Below are 20,368 nucleotides of genomic sequence, written 5' to 3'. Positions count from 1 at the left end.
TCAATGCGCCTTCCCGGAGTGCGCCAGCCAACGCCGGCCAGTATGTCAGATCGGCCAGCCGCCGGTGCGCCCCGCCGGAGGCACGCCGGCGGCCTCTTTCGAGACCGGATCGACGAGCTCTCCCGGCGATGAGCCACGTGTATCAGGCCGGGGCCGGCCGGTGGCGCCACAAATCGTGGGTATAGATGGCCAGGCCGATCCAGATCAGGACAAAGGTGATGAACTGCGCCGAATCCAACGGCTCGCCCAGAATCAATATGCCGGTCAGGAAATGCAGCGTCGGCGTGATGTATTGCAGGAGCCCGACGCTGGCCAGTCGCAGACGCTGGGCGGCGACGGCAAAGGCCGTGAACGGGACGACGGTGAAGATCGCGGCCCCGAACAACAACATGTCGGTGCGCGGCGCATCCAGACCGAACGACAGGGCACCGTGGGCGCTCAGCCAGACGAGTGCGGCGATGGCCAGCGGCGAGAGCAGCAGTGTCTCGGTGAGCAGCCCGGTCAGGGCATCGACATCCAGCTGTTTTCGCACGAGGCCGTACGTGCCGAACGAGCCGGCAACCAGGAGTGCGGTCCACGGTAGCCGTCCGTGCATGACGAGCACGAATGCGACACCGGCCACGGCAAGGGCAACAGCAAGCCACTGGGGCCGGCGCAGACGCTCGCCAAGAAACACGAAACCGAGCGCGACGTTGAGCAACGGATTGATGAAATAGCCCAGGCTCGTCTCGATGACCCGATGATGCGCCACGGCCCAGATGAAGGTGCCCCAGTTGGTCCCGACGAGCAGAGCGCTAAGCGCGAGCGTGGCCAGACGGCGCGGGCTGGCCCAGGCACGGCGTAGCCACGGGGTCCGGCCGAGCGCGATCGCGGCAGCGCCCAGCATCACCGCCGTCCAGAGAATACGGTGCGCGAGAATCTCAAGCGGCGAGACCGACGCATCGATCCAGCTCAGATAGAGCGGAAAGAACCCCCATGTGATGAAGGCCGCGAGCCCGGCCAACAAGCCGACACGCACTTGCCCCAAGGGCATTGATCGAGACGAGACGGCATCGGACGACCGGGACATGCATAATCCTTGGCAGACGACCGCATCACACCGGCGCCGCACACATCGAGCAGTTATCCTGCCCGACGCGCCGGCCCCGGTCGAGGATCGCGCATCGCCGCGTGGCGATACGTGTGCCGTTCAGCCGGTCGGCGTAGTGTGAGGCGTGGTGCAGATACCGTGCGGCCCCGCCGCGGGAGGAACCATGCATTGGGCCACGAACCGAAACCATGCCCGTCGACGGACCGTGATCACGCTAGGCATCGGTCTGGCGCTGGCCGGTCCGGTCGGAGCACAGACGGCAATACCGATGCCCGTCGTCGATGGCGCCGGTGCCCAGAGCCAGGCGACCGGGCCGAACGGCACCATGAGCGGCAATCTGTACGTCCCCGAACGCCAGTCGACACATCCCCGGGCGTTGCAGGCCCTGCCGCGACAGTTGCATCACCTGCCCGATGGCCACCACAGCTATAGTCCGGGCCATCGCCGGCACGGCGGCTGGCACGATCATTCTGCGCTGCCTGACCGGCAGCGGGATCGTCGTCTCGACCACGGCGCGGTCAACCCGAACCGCCAGCAACTCGAGCGCGCGTTCGGCGATTAGCCGCAGCCCTCGCACCGGACGCGCTCAATCGGTGTGCCGCTCCGGCGCGCGATGCATGGCGATGTGCGGGATATCGTCTTCCAGATACTCGGCCCCCTCGGCCACGAAACCCAGCGTCTCGTAGAACGACTGGACCGAAACCTGAGCGCTGAGCGATACCGGCTGCCCCGGCCATTGGTGCGTCGCCTCCGCCAGCGCCGTCTGCATCAGGACGCGGGCGATGCCCTGCCCGCGCCAGTCGCGATCGGTGAGTACGCGCCCGATGACCGGCCCAGCCGCCCCGGCCGCCGGCGGTATGACGCGCAGATAGCCGACCAGTTGCCCGCCGACATGGGCGCACAGATGATGCGCGACCGCGTCATGCCGATCGGCTTCCTGATAGGCACAGCGTTGCTCGACGACGAACACAGCCTCTCGCAGCCGGATCATCGCGTGCACCGCGCTGCCCGACATGTCGGATAACCGGTGCCAGGACAAAACAGGCATGGACAAGACGATCTCGAGCGATTTCGGGGTACCGGCCATCCTACCTGCCGGCTCTGTTCCCCCGCCACGGCCCATCGCTTGCGACTGACCCGCTATCCCTCGGCGGTCCGATGCGGCTGCGCCAGGCCTATCGTCCGAAGACCGACAGCGGCGGCGTCCTGCGGCTGATGTCTTGCCGTGTTGCTGCCTGTTCGGGCGTGCGATTGCCCGTGTATCGACCGCGTCTTGACGATAGGGCATCGCCCGGATGGCGTCCGGTCGGTACGTTGTTACGGTGAAACGTGATAAATCATCAACCCAAGGTTAAAGATCATGTTGCGACTCGCCCCGTTCAAATCCGATGCCGACCATGTGGTCGCCCTGGAGATCGACGGCGCCATCGGTGCACAGGATTTCACGAACATCGTGTCCACGATCAATGATCGCCTGGAACAACACGACAGCCTGCGTCTCTACATCGAGTTGAAATCCCTCGGCGGCATGGCGGTAACCGACACCTTCGACCAGATTCGGGATGCGATCGGGCACTGGAATCGCTTCGACAAGCTGGCAGTCGTGACCGACATCGACGGCGTGCGTACGGCGACCAGCGTTCTCGACAAGCTCGCGCCGAAGATGGCATGCCAGACCTATCGATTCGACGCGCGCGAATCCGCCCAGCAGTGGGTGATTGCCTAGGGTCTGTCAACACTTCCCGCGTGCGCTGCGCCGGCCCGGCATCGGCTCGGGGCACACCGGAGGCCCCGAGCCATGACGCCGGCTGGCCGCCCGATCAGGCCGAAACGGCACGCTGCGTGAGTGCGGCCACCGGATTATCCAGATGGCCATGGAATTGCAGGCTCGCGGTCGGATCGGCCAGATCGAGCATCTGGCGATTATTGGCCAATTGCAGCCGGTTCAGACAGGACCGCGTGAAACGCGGCGCGAACAGATCGTAAGCCGCGAACTTCTCGGCCAGTTCCGGATGCGCCTGCTGATAGCGGGCGATCGCTTGGGCCACGCGTTGCCAGAACCGATGCTCGGGAAAATCGCACTGCAGTTCGAGTATCGGCGCCACGTAGCGGAATATCAGATCGAACAGATCGGTGAAGATCGACAATGTGCGCACCTCGTCGGGTACCGGGACGGCGATGCGCGACACGCGCTCCGGTAGATCCGCCTCCGGATTCATCACTGCGATCTCTTCGGCGATATCCTTCATGATCACACGGTCGACCTTGTGGTCACGCATCACGAGAATCAGATTCTCGCCGTGCGGCATGAACACCAGATCGTGTGCATAGAAACAATGCAGGATCGGGCCCAGATAGGCATCGAGCCAGGCATCCAGCCAGGGTTGGACTCCTTCGCCCGCAGCCTCGATCAGTGCCGCGATGACGGCCCGGCCCTCGGTGTCGCGATGCAGCAGAGCGGCCATGGTCATCAGCGATTCGCCCTGGCCGAGTCGCGTGACCGGCGACTCACGCCACAGGGCCGAGAGCATCTTGTTCGCGCCGTCGCCGGGCGGCAATCCGGCATCGAAACGCGGATGCCGATAGCCCACGGCCGCGACCTCTCGCAGGATGGAAAATCCCTTGTCCTGCAGATAGGTGTCGTTTGCGACAAGATCGGCCAGCCAATCGCAGATCGCCGGCGTACCGCCCATGTAATAAGGCGAGAGCCCGCGCGAGAATCCCATATTGAGAATCGACAGACTCATCTTGACGTAACAACGGCTCGGCACGTCGTGATTGAACAGTGTCCGCACCGACTGCTGCGCCTGGTAGGCATTGGGCGCGAACCCGAGATGCACGAGATGGCCGCTCGCGATCTCGTCGGCGAAGGCAAAGACGAGCTTGTGTTGCCATTGCCATGGATGAACCGGCATATAGTGGTAGTCCGCCGGCGACAGGCCGCGTGCGGTCAACGTCTCGTCGAAGCGGGCACGCGTGCACTGGTCCAGCTCTCCGGCCAGATGATCCGCCACCGTCCGGTCGTCCGCCACGGCAAAAGACAGCCGCGAGCGATGACCGGCCACCCACACCAGACGAATGGGCGCAGCCGCCTCCGGTGCGTAGGCGGCGAAGTCGGTCCCCGAAAAACCGATGCGACCGTTGTTGGCGACGAACGCCGGATGCCCCTCGGTCATGGCCGCTTCCACGGCCTGGAAATCCGCGTTGACGAAATCGGCCGCACTCATGCGGGCGGTCGCGCGCTTGAAGGCCGCGCTGTAGCGGGTCGAGGCGATCTCTTCGAGATAGAGCGACAGGACGGCATCGGACATGCCCAGGCGTTCGCGGAAATCGATCAACAATGCGGCGGCGTCCAGTGGTAGATGGGCACCGTCGCACAGCCGTTCGATATCGTCGGGCTCGATGTGCCAGTGGTAGAGCGCGAAACGACGCGCGGCGAATCGATACACGGTCTGCCCGTCGTCGCTGACCAGCCGGTAGCGCAGCCGATGTTCGTGTTCTGGGTCGAGCAGGCCTTCGTGGCTGAACTCGGATAGCATCTTCGCGACGAGCGCGGCGTCCGCGGCGCGCCAGTGATGCGGCGCCAGATGCCGAATGCAGCGCTCGTCGGCCGTGGTGGGCTGTGCGGTCATTGCATGATCTCCTGGTCGGCCGTCGCGACAGCGACAGCCGGCTCTCGACAGGCGGCACGGGCGTGGGCCGGCGACAGAGACTGCATCGCGCCGGCATGCGCGGCCCGCGTGCAAACCGAAAAGGCCGCCGTCTTGTCGCCCATGTCCACGTGCCGGACATAAGAAAAACCGGCCCGCTCGTTGAGGGGATGGATGCCGTCGTTGGCGATATCCGGCTCGACCACGAGCCGGGCGACGTCGGCCCGCGCGAACAGCGTGTCGACGACGAAGGCGAAAACCGCCCAGGTGAATCCGGGAATCCGGCGCTCGGGCGGCGCAATGAGGATGTGCATGCCGGTATCGCCCGGCGCGACGTCGTAGTACGCACCGATCGCATCGGCTCTCGGGTCGTAGACCTCGACCAGGAAGCGCGGCACGCCTTCACAGCGACCGAGCCAGGCCTCGTGCGTGGCCGCATCGTCGATCGCGTCGAAATAACGCCTCGTATCGGCCGGCGTGTTGTCGCCCATGCCCCAGAACCGCGCGTGCGGATCGGTCAGCCAGCGGTGCGCTGTCGGTGCATCGGCTTGGGCGCAAAACGGCAGGATCTCGAGACAGCCGATGGCCGGCACGGCCCGTGTGGCGATCGGGTCGGGCCGGCTCATGACGGCTGCTCCGCCGCGGCAGGCGCCTCGGCTGAGGCAAAGGGTGCCGGACGATCCTGCACATCGAAGCTCTGAAAGGCGATCGCCGTCTCCACGGGATAGACCTCGCGACCCAATATGGCGCGCAGGATGATCGCGTTGCGATGACAGGCCATACCCAGGTCGGAGGCACAGAAGCCGTGCGTGTGCAGTTCTGCGTTCTGGACGAACACCTCCTCGCCGCGATGATCGATCGCATAATCCCGCGCGACGGCGAACCGATCCTGGCCATCCCAGACGATGCGCTCGGTTATCGGTGCCAGATAAGCCGGTACGCGCTGGGCGAACCCGGTGGCCAGCACCAGGGCATCGCAGACATGGCCGAACGTGCGGCCCTGTTCGCTCTGCCTGAAGGTCAGCGCCAGGCGTCCCTGCTTATCGCGGGTGACATCCATCAGCCCGGCATTGGCCTGCATGCCGACATTCGCCGTGCCGTGGACCTGTTTTTCGTAGAGACGATCGTAGATCGATGCCGACAGATCCCGATCGATGCCCTTGTACAACGGTTTCTGGGCGGCGCCGAGACGCTGGCGCGTATGCGCCGGCAGGCCGTGGAAATAATCGATGTACTCCGGCGAGGTCAACTCCAGCGTCAATTTGTCGTAGGCCATCGCGAAGAACCGCGGCGAGCGCGTGAACCAGTCGAGCCGCTGGTCCGGCCCGGCCTGTTCCAGCCGATCGGCGAATATCTCGGCCGCGCTCTGGCCGGAGCCCACGATCGCCACGGCCCGGGCATCAGCCAATGTCTCCCGATGATCCAGATAATCCGCGGCGTGAAAGACATCGGCTTCGAGACCGCGACAGCACTCCGGCACCCAGCGCTGCGGCCCGCTGCCGAGCACCAGTCGCCAGGCGCGATCGACGTGTGTCTGGCCGGTCCGCGGTGTCCGGCTCGTCACGCAGTAGCAACCGGTATCGGCATCGTAGTCCACGGCCGTGACCCGACGCTCGAAGACAATCGAATCCAGCTGTTCGACGACCCAGCGACAATACTGGTTGTACTCGGCGCGCAGCATGAAGAACTGCTCGCGGATATAGAAGGCGTAGATCCGCCCCGTCGCCTTCAGATAATTGAGGAAACTGAAACGGCTGGTCGGGTCGGCCAGCGTGACCAAATCCGCCAGAAACGGCGTCTGCAGCGTCGCCCCGTCGAGCAACAGCCCCGGGTGCCAGTCGAAACCGGTGTTCTCGTCGAGAAACAGCACATCCAGATCCGTGATCGGCTCGGCGAGCGCGGCCAGTCCGAGGTTGAACGGGCCGACGCCGATGCCGATGACGTCGCGAATCGGTGTCTCGTGTACGGTTTCATTCATGGGTCGCCACCTCGCTGCCGCCGACGATCGATAGCTGGGGCCCGGGCTGAGCCGCCACCCGTCTCTCACCGGCGTGGATGATCAACGCCAGCACTTCGGCCATCTGGGCCGGCGTGGTCTCGGCATTGAGCAACGTGAATTTGAGATAGCGCCGGCCGTGCACGCGCGTGGCGGCGACCATCGCCTCACCGCGGCGCGCGAGATCGGCACGGATTTCATCGTTGAGCGCATCGAGGGCGCCGGCGGACAACGCAAGATCGGGCCGGAACCGGAACACGATCGTGCCGAGCTCGGGGGAATGCAGCAGATCGAAGCGTGGCTCGGCCAGCATGCGTTCGTAGGTCGTGCGGGCCAGGGCCACACCGCGATCGAACAGCGTGCCGATGGCCTCGGCGCCGACGGTACGCAGGCTCATCCAGAGTTTCAGCGCATCGAAACGACGGGTGGTCTGCAGGCTCTTGTTGACCTGATCGGGCGTGCCCGCCGCCGCGGCCTCGGCCGGATTCAGATAATCCGCATGATGGGTCACATGACCGAGATCGGCACCGCGGGCCACCACCAGCGCACTGCAGGCCACGGGCTGGAAGAAGGCTTTGTGATAGTCGACCGTGATCGAATCGGCCGCGGCGAGAACGCGCGCCTCGTGCCCGCGTGTCGGCGAGACCAGAAGGCCGCATCCGTAGGCAGCATCGACGTGCAGCCATAGCCCGTGGCGTCGCGCCACACGGGCAGCGCCAGCGACGTCGTCGAGACTGCCGAAATCGGTGGTGCCGAATGTCGCCACGACCGCGATCGGAATCTCGCCGGCCGCTTCCGCCTCGGCGACCGCCCCGGCCAGCGCATCTGCATCCATGCGCCATTGCTCGTCGACGGCGACCGATACCACCGCTCGTTCGCCGAGACCGAGCACGGCGGCTGCCTTGGCGATCGAGAAATGACTGATCTCCGAGGCGAAGATGCGCCAGCGCGAAGCCTCGGCCGGCAGCCCGTTGCGCTGGATGAACCCGGCCCCGTAACGACGCGCGGCGTGCTGCTCACGAGCAAGCAGCATGGCCATCAGATTGGACTGCGTCCCGCCGCTGGTGAAAATGCCGTCGGCATCCACCCCCAGGCCGGCGCGCCGGGCGGTCCAGTTGATGAGCTTCTGCTCGATCAGCGTGGCGCCGGTGCTCTGGTCCCAGGTATCCATCGACGTATTGATGCCAGCCGCGATCATCTCGGCGGCGACCGCGCTGGTCAGCACGGGACAGTTCAGATGCGCGACGTAGCGTGGATGATGAAAATAGATTGCCGGGTCCAGATAGAGCGGCCCGAGCTCGTCCAGCGCGGCATCGAAACCGATCGCCGGGCCATCCAGCGACACGCCCGCGATCCGCGGCGCGATATCGCTGGGCCGCGCGCCGTCACAGGGGCGACGTGCTCCTTCGATCGCCGCGACGACACGATCGATCGCCTGATGAGACTGGGCCGCCAACGTCGCACTGCCCGGCCGATTGACGATCGGTGCGGCCGCGCGACACGCCGTACCGGCGGTTTCGTACTGCGCTGATTCGTAAGCCATGATGACTCCGTAACAATGTGCTCGCCCTCATGCCTCTGCCGCCCGCGCATCGTCGGATGCGCGAACGGCCCCGCGCTGTCGTGTCGTTGGCGACGCGCCCTGGCGCGCCGCCCCGCTGCCTAGAAGCGGTAATCCACCGTGGCGGTGATGTTTCGTTCCTCGCCCGAGTAGCAGCTCTGCTCGCCAAAACACGCGGCCACGTAATTCTTGTCCAACAGATTGTTGGCGTTGACGCGCACCGACAGGCCGTCGAGCCGCGGCGACCAGGCGCCGAGATCCGCCCGGACCATGGCATCGGCAACGGCGTAATCGGGCACTTCGAGCTGGTTGCGCCCGTCGGCGTAACTCTTGCCGACGTAATGGCCGCCGATCCCCGCGCTGATGCGCTTCGGAAAATCGTAGGTCACCCAGAGCGAGGCCAGCTGCTGCGGCGTGCGGGCCGGTGTGTCGCCCTTGCGCGCCGTCACCGAACCGGAGCTGACGTCGTCCTGATAATCGACGTCCTGGTAGCTGTACCCGGCGATCACGTGGAGCTTGTCGGAGATATCGCCCTTGGCGGTGAATTCCACGCCGCGTGACTGGATATCGCCGACGCTGGAAAACGTGATCGGCGTCACCGCGGTTCGTTGCTGTACGTCTTTCTGGGTCAGATCGAACAGGGCCAGCGTGAACAGCGCATTCACGCCGTTGGGCTTGTACTTGACACCGATCTCGTACTGATCGCTCTTGGTCGGCGAGGCCACTTGACCGCCGGCGCTGCTGTAAGCGGTCGGATTGAAGGCTTCGCTGTAGGAGAAATACGGCGAGATGCCCCATTTCGACTCGTACAGGACGGCCGCACGGCCGGAAAACGCATCGTCGCTACGCTTGTCGGTTGCGCCCTCATTGGTGGTCAGATCCTGATATTCGCGCTTGAGATAATCCTCACGCCCACTCAACAGCACATGCAGTCGATTCCAGCTGAGCTGGTCCTGCAGATAAACGCCGAACTGCTTGAGTTTGCGATTGCCCGAACTCGTGGCGACCGGATCACGCACGAGCGGACTGCTGTTGTAATCCGGATTGAACGGATCCAGCGGCCGCACGCCGGTGGGCACGTCCGAGCCGGCGTCATAGGGCACGCCGAAGTTGCGGACGCGGTTGAATCGCTGCTGATAATCGAAACCCACCAGCATCGTGTGTTCGATGGCGCCCGTGGCGAAATCGAACTGGGCATGGTTGTCCGTCGTGAACGCCTTGAGATGCTCTTGTGCACCGGTGTAATAACGGGTCAGATCGGCACCGTTGCCGGTGAAGCCGTACTGATAGACCTGCGCCAGATCCGTTTCCATGTCGGCATAACGGGCCTTTGACTGCAGCTTGACGTGGTCGTTGGCCTCGTGGGTCAGCACATACGTGAACATGCGCTGCTGCCGATCGAACTTCTCGTGGCCGTCATCGGTATCGACCCAGGACGGGGCGACCGTGCCACCGTAGCGATCGCCACGAACACTCAGATCATAGGGCACCGAGCCGTGAAAACCGGCCGCCGGATCATGCTGGATATAGGCCTGGAGCAGCAGATCGGTCTTGTCGGAGAGATTCAGATCCACCTCCGGCATGATCGAGTAACGTTCGCTCTTGACCACGTCGTATTGCGTATCCGAAGTCTCGGCATGGCCGACGATCCGATAGCTGCCCCAGGACGGATCCGGCAATGCGCCGGTCAGATCGATACCACCGCCGAAAGTGTCGAAACTGCCGCCATAGAACTGGATGTGGCGCTCGGTCTCGGCCTGAGGACGCTTGGTGACGTAATTGACCAGACCGCCCGGCTGGGCGCGACCGTAGAGCACGGAGCTCGGGCCCTTGACCACATCGATGCGCTCGAGCATGTAGGGATCGATCTGGAAATTCGAATAGGCCCCGGGGTCGCTCATCAGGCGCAGACCGTCAAGAAACGCATTATTGACGTCGCCGCCGGAAAAACCACGGAGCTGGATCGCATCCTGGCGTGTCGAGGCGCCGGCGATGCCGGTGAACACGCCGGGCGTGTAGCGCAGCGCGTCGTTGACGTTCTTGGAGCCTTGATCGGTGATCTGTTGGCGGGTGACCACATCGACCGTCTGGGGGGTTTCCAGCAGCGAGGTATCGGTCTTCGTCGCCCCCTGGCTGACGAAGGAGGTATAGCCCTGCGTCGGCGCGACGCCGGACAACGCATCCCCGACGACATCGATGTTCTTGAGCGCCGTGGTCGGCCCCGTGTTGGCCGCGGCGCTGCTTGGCGGTCTTGCCGTTGCCGTATCCGAGTCGCCGGCGGCCGATGCCGTGGGGGCAGCCGGCGCCGTAGCCGGCAGCATGCCAGCTGAAATCAGCAGTCCGATCGAAATCCAAGGCGCCCTGCTTACCGCCTGTCTACCCCTCGTCTGGTCCATTCGTGCTCTCCCAATCATTGCGCGCGATCCGCGACGGCACCGTTCCATCGCGACAGGCGAAAGATTGTAGATACGAATCATTCACATTTGCAACCGCAGGCGTGATGCACGCGCCGGGATTACCGCGTCATCGACGGCTGAAACAGTGGTTGTCGCCGGCAATGGGCCGATGATTCGCGCCCCCCGAGGCCGCGGCATCTGCCCCGGCGACCGCTCAATGCGAAGCGATCACCGGAGCGGGTTGGACGACCGAACGGCCGTTCCGACCTGGACGGATCGATGCCGCACGCGGCGATGGGCGAACGCTCAGTAAAATACGGCCACCTGCTGTCGCCCGACGAGAATCGGACGGCAATCCCGATTCCAGATGGTCATCGTCTGGGCCGCATAGCCTTCGTCGATGGCCTCGGCGGCCGAGCGACACAGCCACCAGCCGTCGGTGGTCTGCGGTGCGGCATCGAGCATGTCGAACTGCCACGTCATGCTGCTGACCGGCGCCGGCGCGTCGAAACAGGCCATGGCCGCCGGCGGCAACGCATCCGCCAGCGCCGCGAGCGCCACGGCCGTCGAGGTGATTCCGGGATCGCGATGTCGCATCCAGGCCACGAATTCCGGCGTCTCCGCCTGGCCCATCGGCAACGCGCCGGCCGCGTGGCGGCTATCGAAATGTCGAGCGAACTCTGGCCCCATCAATTGACCGTCCGGCATTTCGAAGAACGGCGGCGCCGCCTCCGGCTCGGCAACATCCGGGGCAACGACATCCGCATAAGAGAGTTTCGAAGGCCGGGCACGACCGAAGCAGAATGTGGCACGTGCGGCAACGGCCCCGTCATCACGGCACATGTCAGCGGCCGCGAAGACGGCCGACTTGCCTTCACGCAGAATCCGCGGCGCCAGAATCACGCCTGGACCGGCCGGGGCGACGAACGCCAGCTGTGCCGAGCGCAATGGCGGCAATGTCTTCGATTGAGACAGGACCGATTGCAGACAGAGCGCGGCAGAGAGCCCGCCGTAGATCGCCCGGCCCTGCAACCAGTCATCGGGGATCTCGATCGTGGTTTCTTCAGTCGGCGATGCCTGAATGGCAGTCAGCAGCCGCGACAGCGGCGTCAGGTGATCGGTGTCGGCCATCGTGTTCGCCGGATCGCCCGGCGTCTGGAATCGGTGGACAATACGTTAGCGTATTGTCACCGTCTCTGCCGGGGCCGATACCGGCGCCGGCGCGAGCAGATAGTCGCCGAGCGCGGTCGGTGATTCGAATACGCCCAGCGGCTCAGCGGCCGCGAGCTCTTCCGGCTGGCCATAGCCGTACCCGACCGCCACCGCGTCCATGCCGTTATGACGCGCCCCGAGGATGTCGAAACGTCGATCGCCGATCATCAGCGTCTCGCCGGGCTTGAGCTTCTGCTGGCGCATGATGTAGGCCAGCAGTGCGTGCTTTTCGGCACGCTGGCCGTCCATCTCACTGCCATAGACCTTGCCGAAATAGGATGCGAGCCCGAAATGCGCGATGATCCGTCGCGCGTAAGCCCACGGCTTGGACGTGGCCACGAACAGCTGGCGGCCGCTGGCTGTCAGCCGCGCCAGCAGTTCGGGGATGCCGGCATAAACGACGTTTTCATAGAGACCCACGTCTGCAAAACGCTCGCGATAGTCGGCCAGCGCTCGCGCGGACTGCGCCGCGTCCAATCCATGGAAATGCTCGAAGGCCTGTTGCAGGGGCGGCCCGATATAACAAGCCAACTCGGCACGATCGGTCACGGTAATGCCCTGGCCTTCCAGCGCATACGCGACACAGCGCGTGATCCCCTCGAACGGATCGGTCAGGGTGCCATCGAGATCGAAGAGAAGCGTGTTATAGCGCATGGTCTTGTGCATCGTCTGATCAGCGTCGGGGGCGACGGTGACCCCGTGCCCCAGTCTTGTGTTCCGGCATGCCGTGTCCGAGTTTGACGACAACATCCGGCATTCGATCCCGTGGCCGCGCCGCCGCGCGGAACGCACAACATATTCGAGCGTCCGATCGACGCTTCGCATTGTTGTAAGAAACCTCGACAGTTCCTAGCAAGAATTCGGCCGTTTTTGTCTATCGCGGACTCGGTGGATTCACCGATGAGCAACGCTCATCGCCGCTTTGGACATCCGCAGCACGACCGAATGGTAGCGGATCGATCCAGTCGCATGCCGAACTGCCTTATCCCGGCGCATCAGTCGCCGTCGGCCATCAACAGACGGTGGCAGCATGGCGGCCCGTACAACGGCCGGAAAAAAGACAACCGCCCAGAAACGTGCCTTCGAGCGCGTTGTAGCCGTGGTAGCCCCCGCCCCCGAACCCAGCCACTTCGCCCGCCGCATACAAACCCGGAATCGGCTGTCCGGCGGCATCCAGCGCACGGCCATCGAGATCTGTATGCAGTCCACCGAGGGTCTTTCGCGTGAGGATGTGCAGCCGTACCGCAATCAGCGGCCCGTTGGCCGGATCGAGCAGACGATGTGGCCGGGCAATACGAAACAGCCGATCGCCCACATAGGCCCTTGCCCCGGCGATGGCCGTCAGCTGCGCGTCCTTGCTGTAGGGGTTGGCCATCTGTCGATCCCGATCGATGATGACGCGTTGCAAACGCTCTGCATCGATCCGGTGCTCACCGCTGACGCGCTGCATGCCTTCGGCCAGACGGGCGACCGAATCCGCCACGACGAAATCGCTGCCGTGGCGCTTGAATGCTTCGACCGGCGGCGAGGCGCCGCGCGATAGCCGCGAGGCCAGCACATGGCGCCAGCTGGCGCTCGTCAGGTCAGGATTCTGCTCGGATCCCGACAGGGCGAATTCCTTTTCGATGATCTTCTGATCGAGCACGAACCAGGAGTACTCATCGTCCCGTTGGCGGATCGCTTTCAGCGTGGCCAGCGTGTCGAAGCCCGGCAGACAGGGGGCATTGAAGCGCTGGCCATCGGCATCGAGCCACAGCGAGGACGGTCCGGGAATGATGCGGATACCGTGCGACGGCCAGATCGGGTGCCAGTTCGCAATGCCCTCGGTGTAGTGCCACATGCGATCGGCGTTGATCACCGTGGCTGCCCCGTCACGCTCGGCAATGTCGATCATCCGGCCGTCCACGTGATGCGGCACGCCCGAGAGCATGTGCGCCGGCGGCGGGCCGAGCCGCGCCGTCGGCCAGCGGCTGCGCACCCGTTCGTGGTCGCCGCCGATGCCGCCCGTGGCTAGAATGACCACGCCGGCCCCAAAGACGAAATTCCCCGCGCGCTCACGGCTCGAGCGTACGCCGCGCGCAACGCCATCCGAAATCAGCTCTCGCCCGGCCACCCCGACGACCCGGCCATCACGGCGCAGCAGCGTATCGACACAATGGCGAAAGCGGATACGGACCCGACCGGTCTGACGATGGTGTGCCAATCGACGCAGAAAAGGCGCGAGCACGCCGGGCCCGGTTCCCCAGGTCAGATGGAATCGAGGTACGGAATTGCCGTGACCACCGGCGTGACCGCCCCCGCGCTCGGCCCAACCGACCACCGGGAACCATCGCATGCCCTGTGCATGAAGCCAGGCGCGCATCTCGCCGCTGGCAAACTCGATGAAGGCAGCGGCCACCCGTCGGGGCCAGTCATCCGCGACGCGATCAAACCCTGCTGAACCGAGCCAATCCTGCCAAGCCAGGTCCGCCGAGTCGCGAATCCGCAGCCGGCGCTGTTCCGGCGTGTCCACCATGAACAGCCCGCCAAGCGACCAGTGCGCCTGGCCACCGATACTTTCGGCACTTTCCTGCTCGATGACGTGGACATGCTTGCCGGCGTCGGCAAGCTCGGCGGCGGCCACCAGACCGGCCAGGCCTGCGCCCACGATCAGCGCATCGCAATCGGCATGCATGGCTCGGCCCCGCCCATGAACATGGCTCGACCATAGCCGGCCCACCCCGCCGCGTCACCCGGCACAGCCCTCGACTTTAGGCGAGTCCGGCCAGCGTCAAGCCGGCCCCCGAACGCAGCCGGGGCAATATAGCGGCACTGCCGGCCGGCTGCCTCAAAAATGCGCGCGAACGCGCAGGAGACATCAACAGGCCCTAGCGCCTCGGCCGATCATGTGCGCACAGCCAGTCCGCGATGCGCGGCCAGCTCTCGCGCGCAGCGGCTTCGCCGGTCAACGCGCCGACGTGGCCGGCATCGATATCGAGGAAGCTGAGATCGCGGCTGGACACGACATCGGCCAGGGCCCGTGTGGCCGCCGGGGTGGCCTGCTGATCCCGCTGACCGGTCACCACGAGAATCGGCACCCGGACGTTTTCCAGCCCTACCCGGCTGCCGCGTAGGGGCAAGCGGCCGGCAGCCAGCGCGTTGTCGATCCAGAGATGATCGATGACATCGGCGACAAAGCCGCCCGGATAAGCCGCCGCACCGTCGTGACTCTGAACGCCGGTCGCGCGCAATCGCAGAGCGGTTTCTTCGGCGTATGCCGCATCATCGCCGTCGGCCGGTCCGTCGCGCGGGCCCCAGCGCAACGCCAGCTCGCTCATCCAGCCCGGGGCATGCAGGAGCACCGGGGGCATGCGCCCGAACACGAGCCCGGTGGCCTCGCGCAGACGACGACCACGCGCGGCCATGCGCCTTACCCGGGCGCCCAGCGCGCCGCTGTGGTGATAGTCGATCGGGGTCGCGACCAGCACGAGGTTGGCGATCGCATCCGGCGCGCTCATCGCCGCATGACACAGCGCGAAGTGGCCGCCGCCGCCCCAGCCGTGCAGGCTCAAGCGCTTGCGCCCGCTGTGCACGCGAACACGATTGAGCATCTCCGGCAACAACCCGGCGAAATAGTCGGCCAGGCGGCGTCGGTCGTCGGCTCGACTCGCCCGTCCCCAGTCGACGAGATAGACATCGAAGCCGCGCGCCTGCAGATAACTGACCATGCTGCGCTCGCGCGACAGATCGTAGACCCCGACATGCACTGACAACGGGGGCACGAGCACCACCGGCGTACGCGGCGCGGCCGCCGGCTGCGGCATGTCGCTCGGTTTGGGGTAATGACGCAACGTCGCCCCGGCACGCCGGTGAATCACGTCGAACGGCGCGGCCTCGTCCATCGGAATCAGACCGGTCTGCCATTCCGGCGGCTCACGCAGCAATCGCGGGGCGCGCTCGGCAAGCCGACGCGCGGTCGTTGTGGCACGAAAGAGCAACGGCATGGGTCGAAAATGCACGGTGTCTGGTCGCTATGATACGTCACATGCCACGGCTTCGAGGCATCGCATAAGAACTCGCCGTTGAACCCGAACCGATAAAGCCGGCACATTGACACGGTTTCTCAATCAACGAGCCAGTCATGGAATATCGTCAACTCGGCCGATCCGGCCTGAAGGTCTCGGCGCTTACGCTCGGGACCATGACCTTCGGCGGCGAAGGCAACATGGCCAAGATCGGCAACACGGGCGTCGATGAAGCCCGTACGCAGCTCGACAAGGCCATCGACGCCGGTGTCAATATCTTCGATACCGCGAACATGTATTCCGGCGGCCTGTCCGAAGAGATCCTCGGCAAGGCGCTCGGCGACAAGCGTCAGGACGTGCTGGTTGCGACCAAGGTGCGGTTCCCGATGGGCGACGGCCCCAACGACGCGGGCCTGTCGCGACTGCATATTCGTCAGCAGATCGACGCCAGTCTCAAGCGTCTGGGCAGCGACTACATCGACCTCTACCAGCTCCATCAGTGGGATGGCACCACACCGCTGGAAGAGACGATTGAAACCATGGATACCCTCGTACGCCACGGCAAGATCCGCTACTGGGGCATTTCCAATTTTTCGGCCTGGCATCTGATGAAAGTCATGGCCGTGTGTGAGCGTGAAGGCTTCATCAAACCGGTCAGCCAGCAGATCCATTACACCGCGCAGGCCCGAGAGGCCGAATACGAGCTGATGCCGGCTGCCGTGGATTCCGGCATGGGAACGATGATCTGGTCGCCGCTGGCCGGTGGCCTGTTGTCCGGCAAGTATCGACGCAACGCCGACCAGCCCGAAGGCACGCGCTTCGCCGAGGGCTGGCACGAGCCGCCGATCAGTGACGAACCGCGCCTGTTCGACATCATCGAAACCATGGTGGAAATCGGCGACGCGCACGGCGTTTCCGCCGCGCAGGTCGCCGTCGCCTGGATCCTCGGCCGGTCGGGCGTGAGCACAGCCGTCATCGGCGCGCGCAAGACCCATCAGCTGGAAGACAATCTCGCGGCGGCGAATCTCGTGCTGGCGCCCGACGAGATCGCGGCGATCGAGAAAGTCAGCCGGCCGGAACTGCTCTATCCGTACTGGCACCAGAACCGAACGGCCAGCGAACGCTTTGGCCCGGCCGACCGGGTACTCCACGCCTCCCATATGACGGACTGATCGGGCCAGCGTGCCTGCCCGGCGTTCGGCCCGAGTCATCAGCTCGGGCCGAACGCCGACGCCCGTCACATCTCCCGTCGAATGAGTCGCGGCTGAGTAATTCAACCATACGGTCTAACGAGACCACGAAAGTTCACCGTCACAACGGCGTGCGCCGACAGCGCCCTTGATGTTTCATACGCGTGCGCGCCAGAGGCTTCCTGAAATGGACAGTGGGTTCTCTACGGCGTTGCCGCGTCTGGATCGTGGCGCGCCACGACGCAGAATGGCACCTCGTCGGACGCAAGGCCGACGCTCGACGAAAGCGCTCGCACGAAACACTAGGCGCCGAACGCGAGGCAACATTCGTGACCGCGCTCGCCGACCGTTCAGAGTACCGGGCCCAGCATGGCAAGGGCGTTGCGCCATGCACGCCGCGGCCGCGTTACGGCGCGCACGGCTTCCGCTGTGACAACGTCGGAATCGGCAATGAAACGCGCCTGTCGTGCGCGCACGGCTGCATTCAAAGGGCGCGAATGCAACAGCAGGTTGTTCTCATAGTTCAAGTCGAAACTGCGTCGATCGAGATTCGTCGAGCCGAGCAGCGTGATGTCGTCATCGACAGTCAACGTCTTGGCGTGCAGCAGCCCCGGCCTGAATTCGTGGATCTCGACGCCGGCCGCCATTAACTCGGCGTAATAACTGCGGCTGACGGCCGCCACGATCTTCGAATCGTTACGCGCCGGGAACACGATGCGTGTTTTCACGCCGCGATATGCAGCCGAACACAACGCCAGGCACAGGGCATCGTCAGGCACGAAATAAGGCGTCGTGATCGTCAGATTGTCACGCGCCGCGTGCAGCAGCGAACAGATCAGTTCCGGGGCCGCGGAATATCGCCCGGTAGGCCCGGTACCGATCGCCTGCGCAACGACCTCGCCACTGGCCGCCGGGATGGCTTCGTCCAGCAGCGCGCTGCAGTCATCGCCGCCATAAGTCATCCAGTCACTGATGAACAGGTGTTGATTTTGGCGCGCCACCGGGCCACGAAATCGAAGCATCGTATCGACCCACGGCGCATATTTCGGCTTGATCGCAAAGGCGGCATCGGCACAGTTCTGGCTGCCGGCATACGTGGTTCGATTGTCGATGACCACGATCTTGCGATGATTGCGCAGATCCACGCGTCCGACGAACACATGCAAGGCCGGGTTGCCCACCGGTAGCGCGACACCCAGGCGCGCGCCGGCCGCCCCCATGTCTTGCCACAATGCAGATTTCAGCAATCCGCGCGAGCCGACCGCATCGACCATCACACGGCAGGTCACCCCGCGGGCTGCCGCCCGCATGATCGCTTCTGCCACGCGGCGACCGTTGCGATCGACGAGCCAGATATAGAAGAGGACATGCACGTGATCGTGCGCCGCATCGATGTCGGCGACGAGCGAATCGATCACGGCATCGGCACCGTCGGGGAATTCGAAATCGTTACCGGCCACGGGCCCGAAGCCGTTGATCGACGCCCCCATCTTGAACAGATGAGCGACCCGATCCGCTGGCGCTGTGGCCGTCGCGACCGCGGCCGGCTCAGGCAGTGCTGCGAGCACGGCGCGCATGCGACTCGTATAGCGTCGACCGATACTTGTTTCACCGAGCAACAGATACAGCAGGATACCGACGAGCGGCAATGACACCAGCACAACGAGCCAGGCGATGCGAGCGGCCGGATCACGATACGGACGAAGCAGGACCCGCACGATCAACACCAGCTCGATGGCAAGATGCAACGCTGCCGCCCACGCCGGGAGAAAACCGAGATTCGACATGAACGACCCGTCGCTCGCTGATGATCATCAAGTCGCTACCATACAGCGGCCCCCAGCCCGAGCAACAAGCTCATGATCGTCGATCTGCACATGCATTCCACGGCCTCCGACGGTGCCCTCTCACCCGCGGATTTGATGGCCTACGTCGCCGCGCGCGGCGTCGAGCGCGTTGCGCTCACGGACCACGACACCGTGCAGGGTTTGCCCGAGGCACGCCGAGCCGCCGAAGCGCACGGCATGGCCTTCGTCGATGGGCTGGAAATGTCGGTCGCCTGGCAGGGACGCACGCTGCATATCGTCGGACTCGGGGTCGATCCCACCCATACACAGCTCGGCGCAGCCATTGCCGAACTCGGCGTCGAGCGTACCCGTCGCGCCACCGAAATCGGGCAACGGCTCGCACGGGCCGGGCTTGCGGAGGCGACCGAACGGGCCGAACAGCTTGCCGACGGCGGGCAGATCACGCGCGCCCATTTCGCGCGATTGCTCGTCGAAGCCGGTCTGGCACGCAATATGGGCGATGCCTTTAAGCGCTATCTGCGCATGGGACGCCCCGGCCACGTCCGTGCCAACTGGCTCGCCATGCAGGATGCCATCGACGCCATCCATGCCGCCGGCGGCCAGGCTGTACTCGCCCACCCCTTTGGCTACGGCTTCACACATGCTTGGCGCCGCCGCGCCATCCATGCCTTTGCCGCAGGCCGCGGCGACGCGCTGGAAATCGTGACCGGGGTGACGGACACGCAACAGGAACGCCAGGCCGCTCAGGATGCACGTGCCACCGGCCTGCTCGGTTCGGCCGGATCGGATTTCCACGCGCCCTCTCAGTTCTGGCTGGTACCCGGCCGGCTTCGCGCGCTGCCGACCGCCGTTTCACCTGTCGCCTGGTTCCGCACCGAGCCTTGAGGTCTGTTGACGTTTCGCGCGAGTCCGCGCCAAGTGCGCCCCGAAGTTGACGATGGGCGGCCAAACGAGGCGCAGCGCGCATAGCGTGTCATTGGGGCAAGCGTGCTGGAACGCTGGTTTGCCGTCGTATTTTTGATTTTGGGGCGCTTGTCTCGAACGGTTGGGCCACAGCCGCCCATGGATAATCGACCATGGCTGCCCTGGTAATCCCCCCTGACGCGTTGCCACTCTGTCTGGATCGGAGCACGCCGCGATCGGCCTCTCGCAGGGCGCGATTTACAGACACCAACGCGGCATTCGAACGAAACATCAACAGGCCCTAACGAAAAAAGCCGCCGGGACGCATGTCCGGCGGCTTTTGAAAGACCCGTTACGGTCCCGGCCTAGGGCCTGTTGATGTGTCGTGCGAGTCCGCGCCAAGTGCGCCCTGAAATTGACGATGGGCGGCAAGACGAGGCATAGCACGCATAGCGTGTCGTTCTGCGCCAGCGTGCTACAACGCTGTATTGCCGTCGTGTTTTTGATTTTGAGGTGCTTGTCCCTTCGGGTTGGGCCGCAAATCACGCCCGGCAGCGT

At 64.7% G+C, this 20,368-nt stretch carries 16 protein-coding genes; 4 read left to right on the top strand and 12 right to left on the bottom strand.

From position 1 onward, the window contains the following. Positions 1-142: 142 nt before the first annotated feature. Positions 143-1,018, bottom strand: a complete 876-nt coding sequence (gene rarD / locus D3260_RS03085) for an EamA family transporter RarD (protein WP_233543942.1) — start codon at positions 1,016-1,018, stop codon at positions 143-145. A gap of 235 nt (positions 1,019-1,253) precedes the next feature. Here rarD and D3260_RS03080 point away from each other — a divergent pair, with 235 nt between their 5' ends. Continuing rightward, positions 1,254-1,652, top strand: coding sequence for a hypothetical protein (locus tag D3260_RS03080; RefSeq protein WP_120097096.1), 399 nt, complete (start codon positions 1,254-1,256; stop codon positions 1,650-1,652). 24 nt (positions 1,653-1,676) lie between these two features. On the opposite strand, the gene D3260_RS03075 is transcribed toward D3260_RS03080, so the two are convergent. After that, entirely contained in the window at positions 1,677-2,138 is a 462-nt protein-coding gene (locus tag D3260_RS03075) for a GNAT family N-acetyltransferase (RefSeq protein WP_120097236.1), read from the bottom strand. 312 nt (positions 2,139-2,450) lie between these two features. On the opposite strand from D3260_RS03075, the gene D3260_RS03070 reads away from it, so the two are divergent. After that, on the top strand, positions 2,451-2,816 hold the full coding sequence (locus D3260_RS03070) for an STAS/SEC14 domain-containing protein (RefSeq protein WP_120097095.1): 366 nt from the start codon (positions 2,451-2,453) through the stop codon (positions 2,814-2,816). A 94-nt stretch (positions 2,817-2,910) separates the two neighbouring features. Here D3260_RS03070 and D3260_RS03065 read toward each other — a convergent pair whose 3' ends face one another. The 9 genes from D3260_RS03065 to D3260_RS03025 form a co-directional block, all read right to left on the bottom strand. Next, the gene (locus tag D3260_RS03065) at positions 2,911-4,722 is read right to left on the bottom strand and encodes an IucA/IucC family siderophore biosynthesis protein (RefSeq protein ID WP_120097094.1); all 1,812 of its coding nucleotides are present in this window, start codon (positions 4,720-4,722) and stop codon (positions 2,911-2,913) included. Then, positions 4,719-5,366: a GNAT family N-acetyltransferase gene (locus tag D3260_RS03060; RefSeq protein WP_120097093.1), complete on the bottom strand. Its 648-nt coding sequence runs from the start codon at positions 5,364-5,366 to the stop codon at positions 4,719-4,721. The genes D3260_RS03065 and D3260_RS03060 overlap by 4 nt, the downstream gene beginning before the upstream one ends. Then, positions 5,363-6,718, bottom strand: coding sequence for a lysine N(6)-hydroxylase/L-ornithine N(5)-oxygenase family protein (locus D3260_RS03055; RefSeq protein WP_120097092.1), 1,356 nt, complete (start codon positions 6,716-6,718; stop codon positions 5,363-5,365). Before D3260_RS03055 ends, D3260_RS03060 begins: the two co-directional genes overlap by 4 nt. Beyond that, complete coding sequence (locus D3260_RS03050) at positions 6,711-8,279, bottom strand: aspartate aminotransferase family protein (RefSeq protein ID WP_120097091.1); 1,569 nt, start codon at positions 8,277-8,279, stop codon at positions 6,711-6,713. Before D3260_RS03050 ends, D3260_RS03055 begins: the two co-directional genes overlap by 8 nt. Before the next feature lie 119 nt (positions 8,280-8,398). Then, on the bottom strand, positions 8,399-10,618 hold the full coding sequence (locus D3260_RS03045) for a TonB-dependent siderophore receptor (RefSeq protein ID WP_158583370.1): 2,220 nt from the start codon (positions 10,616-10,618) through the stop codon (positions 8,399-8,401). A 381-nt stretch (positions 10,619-10,999) separates the two neighbouring features. Further along, complete coding sequence (locus D3260_RS03040) at positions 11,000-11,824, bottom strand: acyl-CoA thioesterase II (protein WP_120097089.1); 825 nt, start codon at positions 11,822-11,824, stop codon at positions 11,000-11,002. Positions 11,825-11,869: 45 nt separating this feature from the next. Continuing rightward, on the bottom strand, positions 11,870-12,559 hold the full coding sequence (locus tag D3260_RS03035; protein WP_120097235.1) for an HAD hydrolase-like protein: 690 nt from the start codon (positions 12,557-12,559) through the stop codon (positions 11,870-11,872). A 358-nt stretch (positions 12,560-12,917) separates the two neighbouring features. Continuing rightward, positions 12,918-14,579, bottom strand: coding sequence for an FAD-binding dehydrogenase (locus tag D3260_RS03030; RefSeq protein ID WP_120097088.1), 1,662 nt, complete (start codon positions 14,577-14,579; stop codon positions 12,918-12,920). 193 nt (positions 14,580-14,772) lie between these two features. Next, the gene (locus D3260_RS03025; protein ID WP_147418092.1) at positions 14,773-15,903 is read right to left on the bottom strand and encodes an alpha/beta fold hydrolase; all 1,131 of its coding nucleotides are present in this window, start codon (positions 15,901-15,903) and stop codon (positions 14,773-14,775) included. 122 nt (positions 15,904-16,025) lie between these two features. Between D3260_RS03025 and D3260_RS03020 the strand changes: the two genes are divergently transcribed. Continuing rightward, complete coding sequence (locus D3260_RS03020; protein WP_120097086.1) at positions 16,026-17,081, top strand: aldo/keto reductase; 1,056 nt, start codon at positions 16,026-16,028, stop codon at positions 17,079-17,081. Positions 17,082-17,449: 368 nt separating this feature from the next. On the opposite strand, the gene cls is transcribed toward D3260_RS03020, so the two are convergent. After that, positions 17,450-18,886: a cardiolipin synthase gene (gene cls / locus D3260_RS03015; RefSeq protein WP_120097085.1), complete on the bottom strand. Its 1,437-nt coding sequence runs from the start codon at positions 18,884-18,886 to the stop codon at positions 17,450-17,452. A 72-nt stretch (positions 18,887-18,958) separates the two neighbouring features. On the opposite strand from cls, the gene D3260_RS03010 reads away from it, so the two are divergent. Beyond that, positions 18,959-19,792 (top strand): PHP domain-containing protein, encoded by an 834-nt coding sequence (locus D3260_RS03010; protein WP_120097084.1) that lies wholly within the window; start codon positions 18,959-18,961, stop codon positions 19,790-19,792. The last annotated feature ends 576 nt before the right edge of the window (positions 19,793-20,368 follow it).

The organism is Salinisphaera sp. Q1T1-3 (assembly GCF_003602005.1).
Classification (GTDB): domain Bacteria; phylum Pseudomonadota; class Gammaproteobacteria; order Nevskiales; family Salinisphaeraceae; genus Salinisphaera.
The sequence above is the reverse complement of the archived record's forward strand: the minus strand, read 5'-3'. Positions and strand labels throughout refer to the sequence as shown.

What these genes read in the sequence shown, in the direction of transcription:
- D3260_RS03020 (WP_120097086.1), top strand. Translation starts at nt 16,026, where the DNA reads ATGGAATATCGTCAACTCGGCCGATCCGGCCTGAAGGTCTCGGCGCTT.
- D3260_RS03075 (WP_120097236.1), bottom strand. Translation starts at nt 2,138, where the DNA reads ATGCCTGTTTTGTCCTGGCACCGGTTATCCGACATGTCGGGCAGCGCG.
- D3260_RS03070 (WP_120097095.1), top strand. Translation starts at nt 2,451, where the DNA reads ATGTTGCGACTCGCCCCGTTCAAATCCGATGCCGACCATGTGGTCGCC.
- D3260_RS03050 (WP_120097091.1), bottom strand. Translation starts at nt 8,279, where the DNA reads ATGGCTTACGAATCAGCGCAGTACGAAACCGCCGGTACGGCGTGTCGC.
- D3260_RS03065 (WP_120097094.1), bottom strand. Translation starts at nt 4,722, where the DNA reads ATGACCGCACAGCCCACCACGGCCGACGAGCGCTGCATTCGGCATCTG.
- D3260_RS03040 (WP_120097089.1), bottom strand. Translation starts at nt 11,824, where the DNA reads ATGGCCGACACCGATCACCTGACGCCGCTGTCGCGGCTGCTGACTGCC.
- D3260_RS03010 (WP_120097084.1), top strand. Translation starts at nt 18,959, where the DNA reads ATGATCGTCGATCTGCACATGCATTCCACGGCCTCCGACGGTGCCCTC.
- D3260_RS03035 (WP_120097235.1), bottom strand. Translation starts at nt 12,559, where the DNA reads ATGCGCTATAACACGCTTCTCTTCGATCTCGATGGCACCCTGACCGAT.
- D3260_RS03080 (WP_120097096.1), top strand. Translation starts at nt 1,254, where the DNA reads ATGCATTGGGCCACGAACCGAAACCATGCCCGTCGACGGACCGTGATC.
- D3260_RS03045 (WP_158583370.1), bottom strand. Translation starts at nt 10,618, where the DNA reads ATGCTGCCGGCTACGGCGCCGGCTGCCCCCACGGCATCGGCCGCCGGC.
- cls (WP_120097085.1), bottom strand. Translation starts at nt 18,886, where the DNA reads ATGTCGAATCTCGGTTTTCTCCCGGCGTGGGCGGCAGCGTTGCATCTT.
- D3260_RS03030 (WP_120097088.1), bottom strand. Translation starts at nt 14,579, where the DNA reads ATGCATGCCGATTGCGATGCGCTGATCGTGGGCGCAGGCCTGGCCGGT.
- D3260_RS03055 (WP_120097092.1), bottom strand. Translation starts at nt 6,718, where the DNA reads ATGAATGAAACCGTACACGAGACACCGATTCGCGACGTCATCGGCATC.
- D3260_RS03060 (WP_120097093.1), bottom strand. Translation starts at nt 5,366, where the DNA reads ATGAGCCGGCCCGACCCGATCGCCACACGGGCCGTGCCGGCCATCGGC.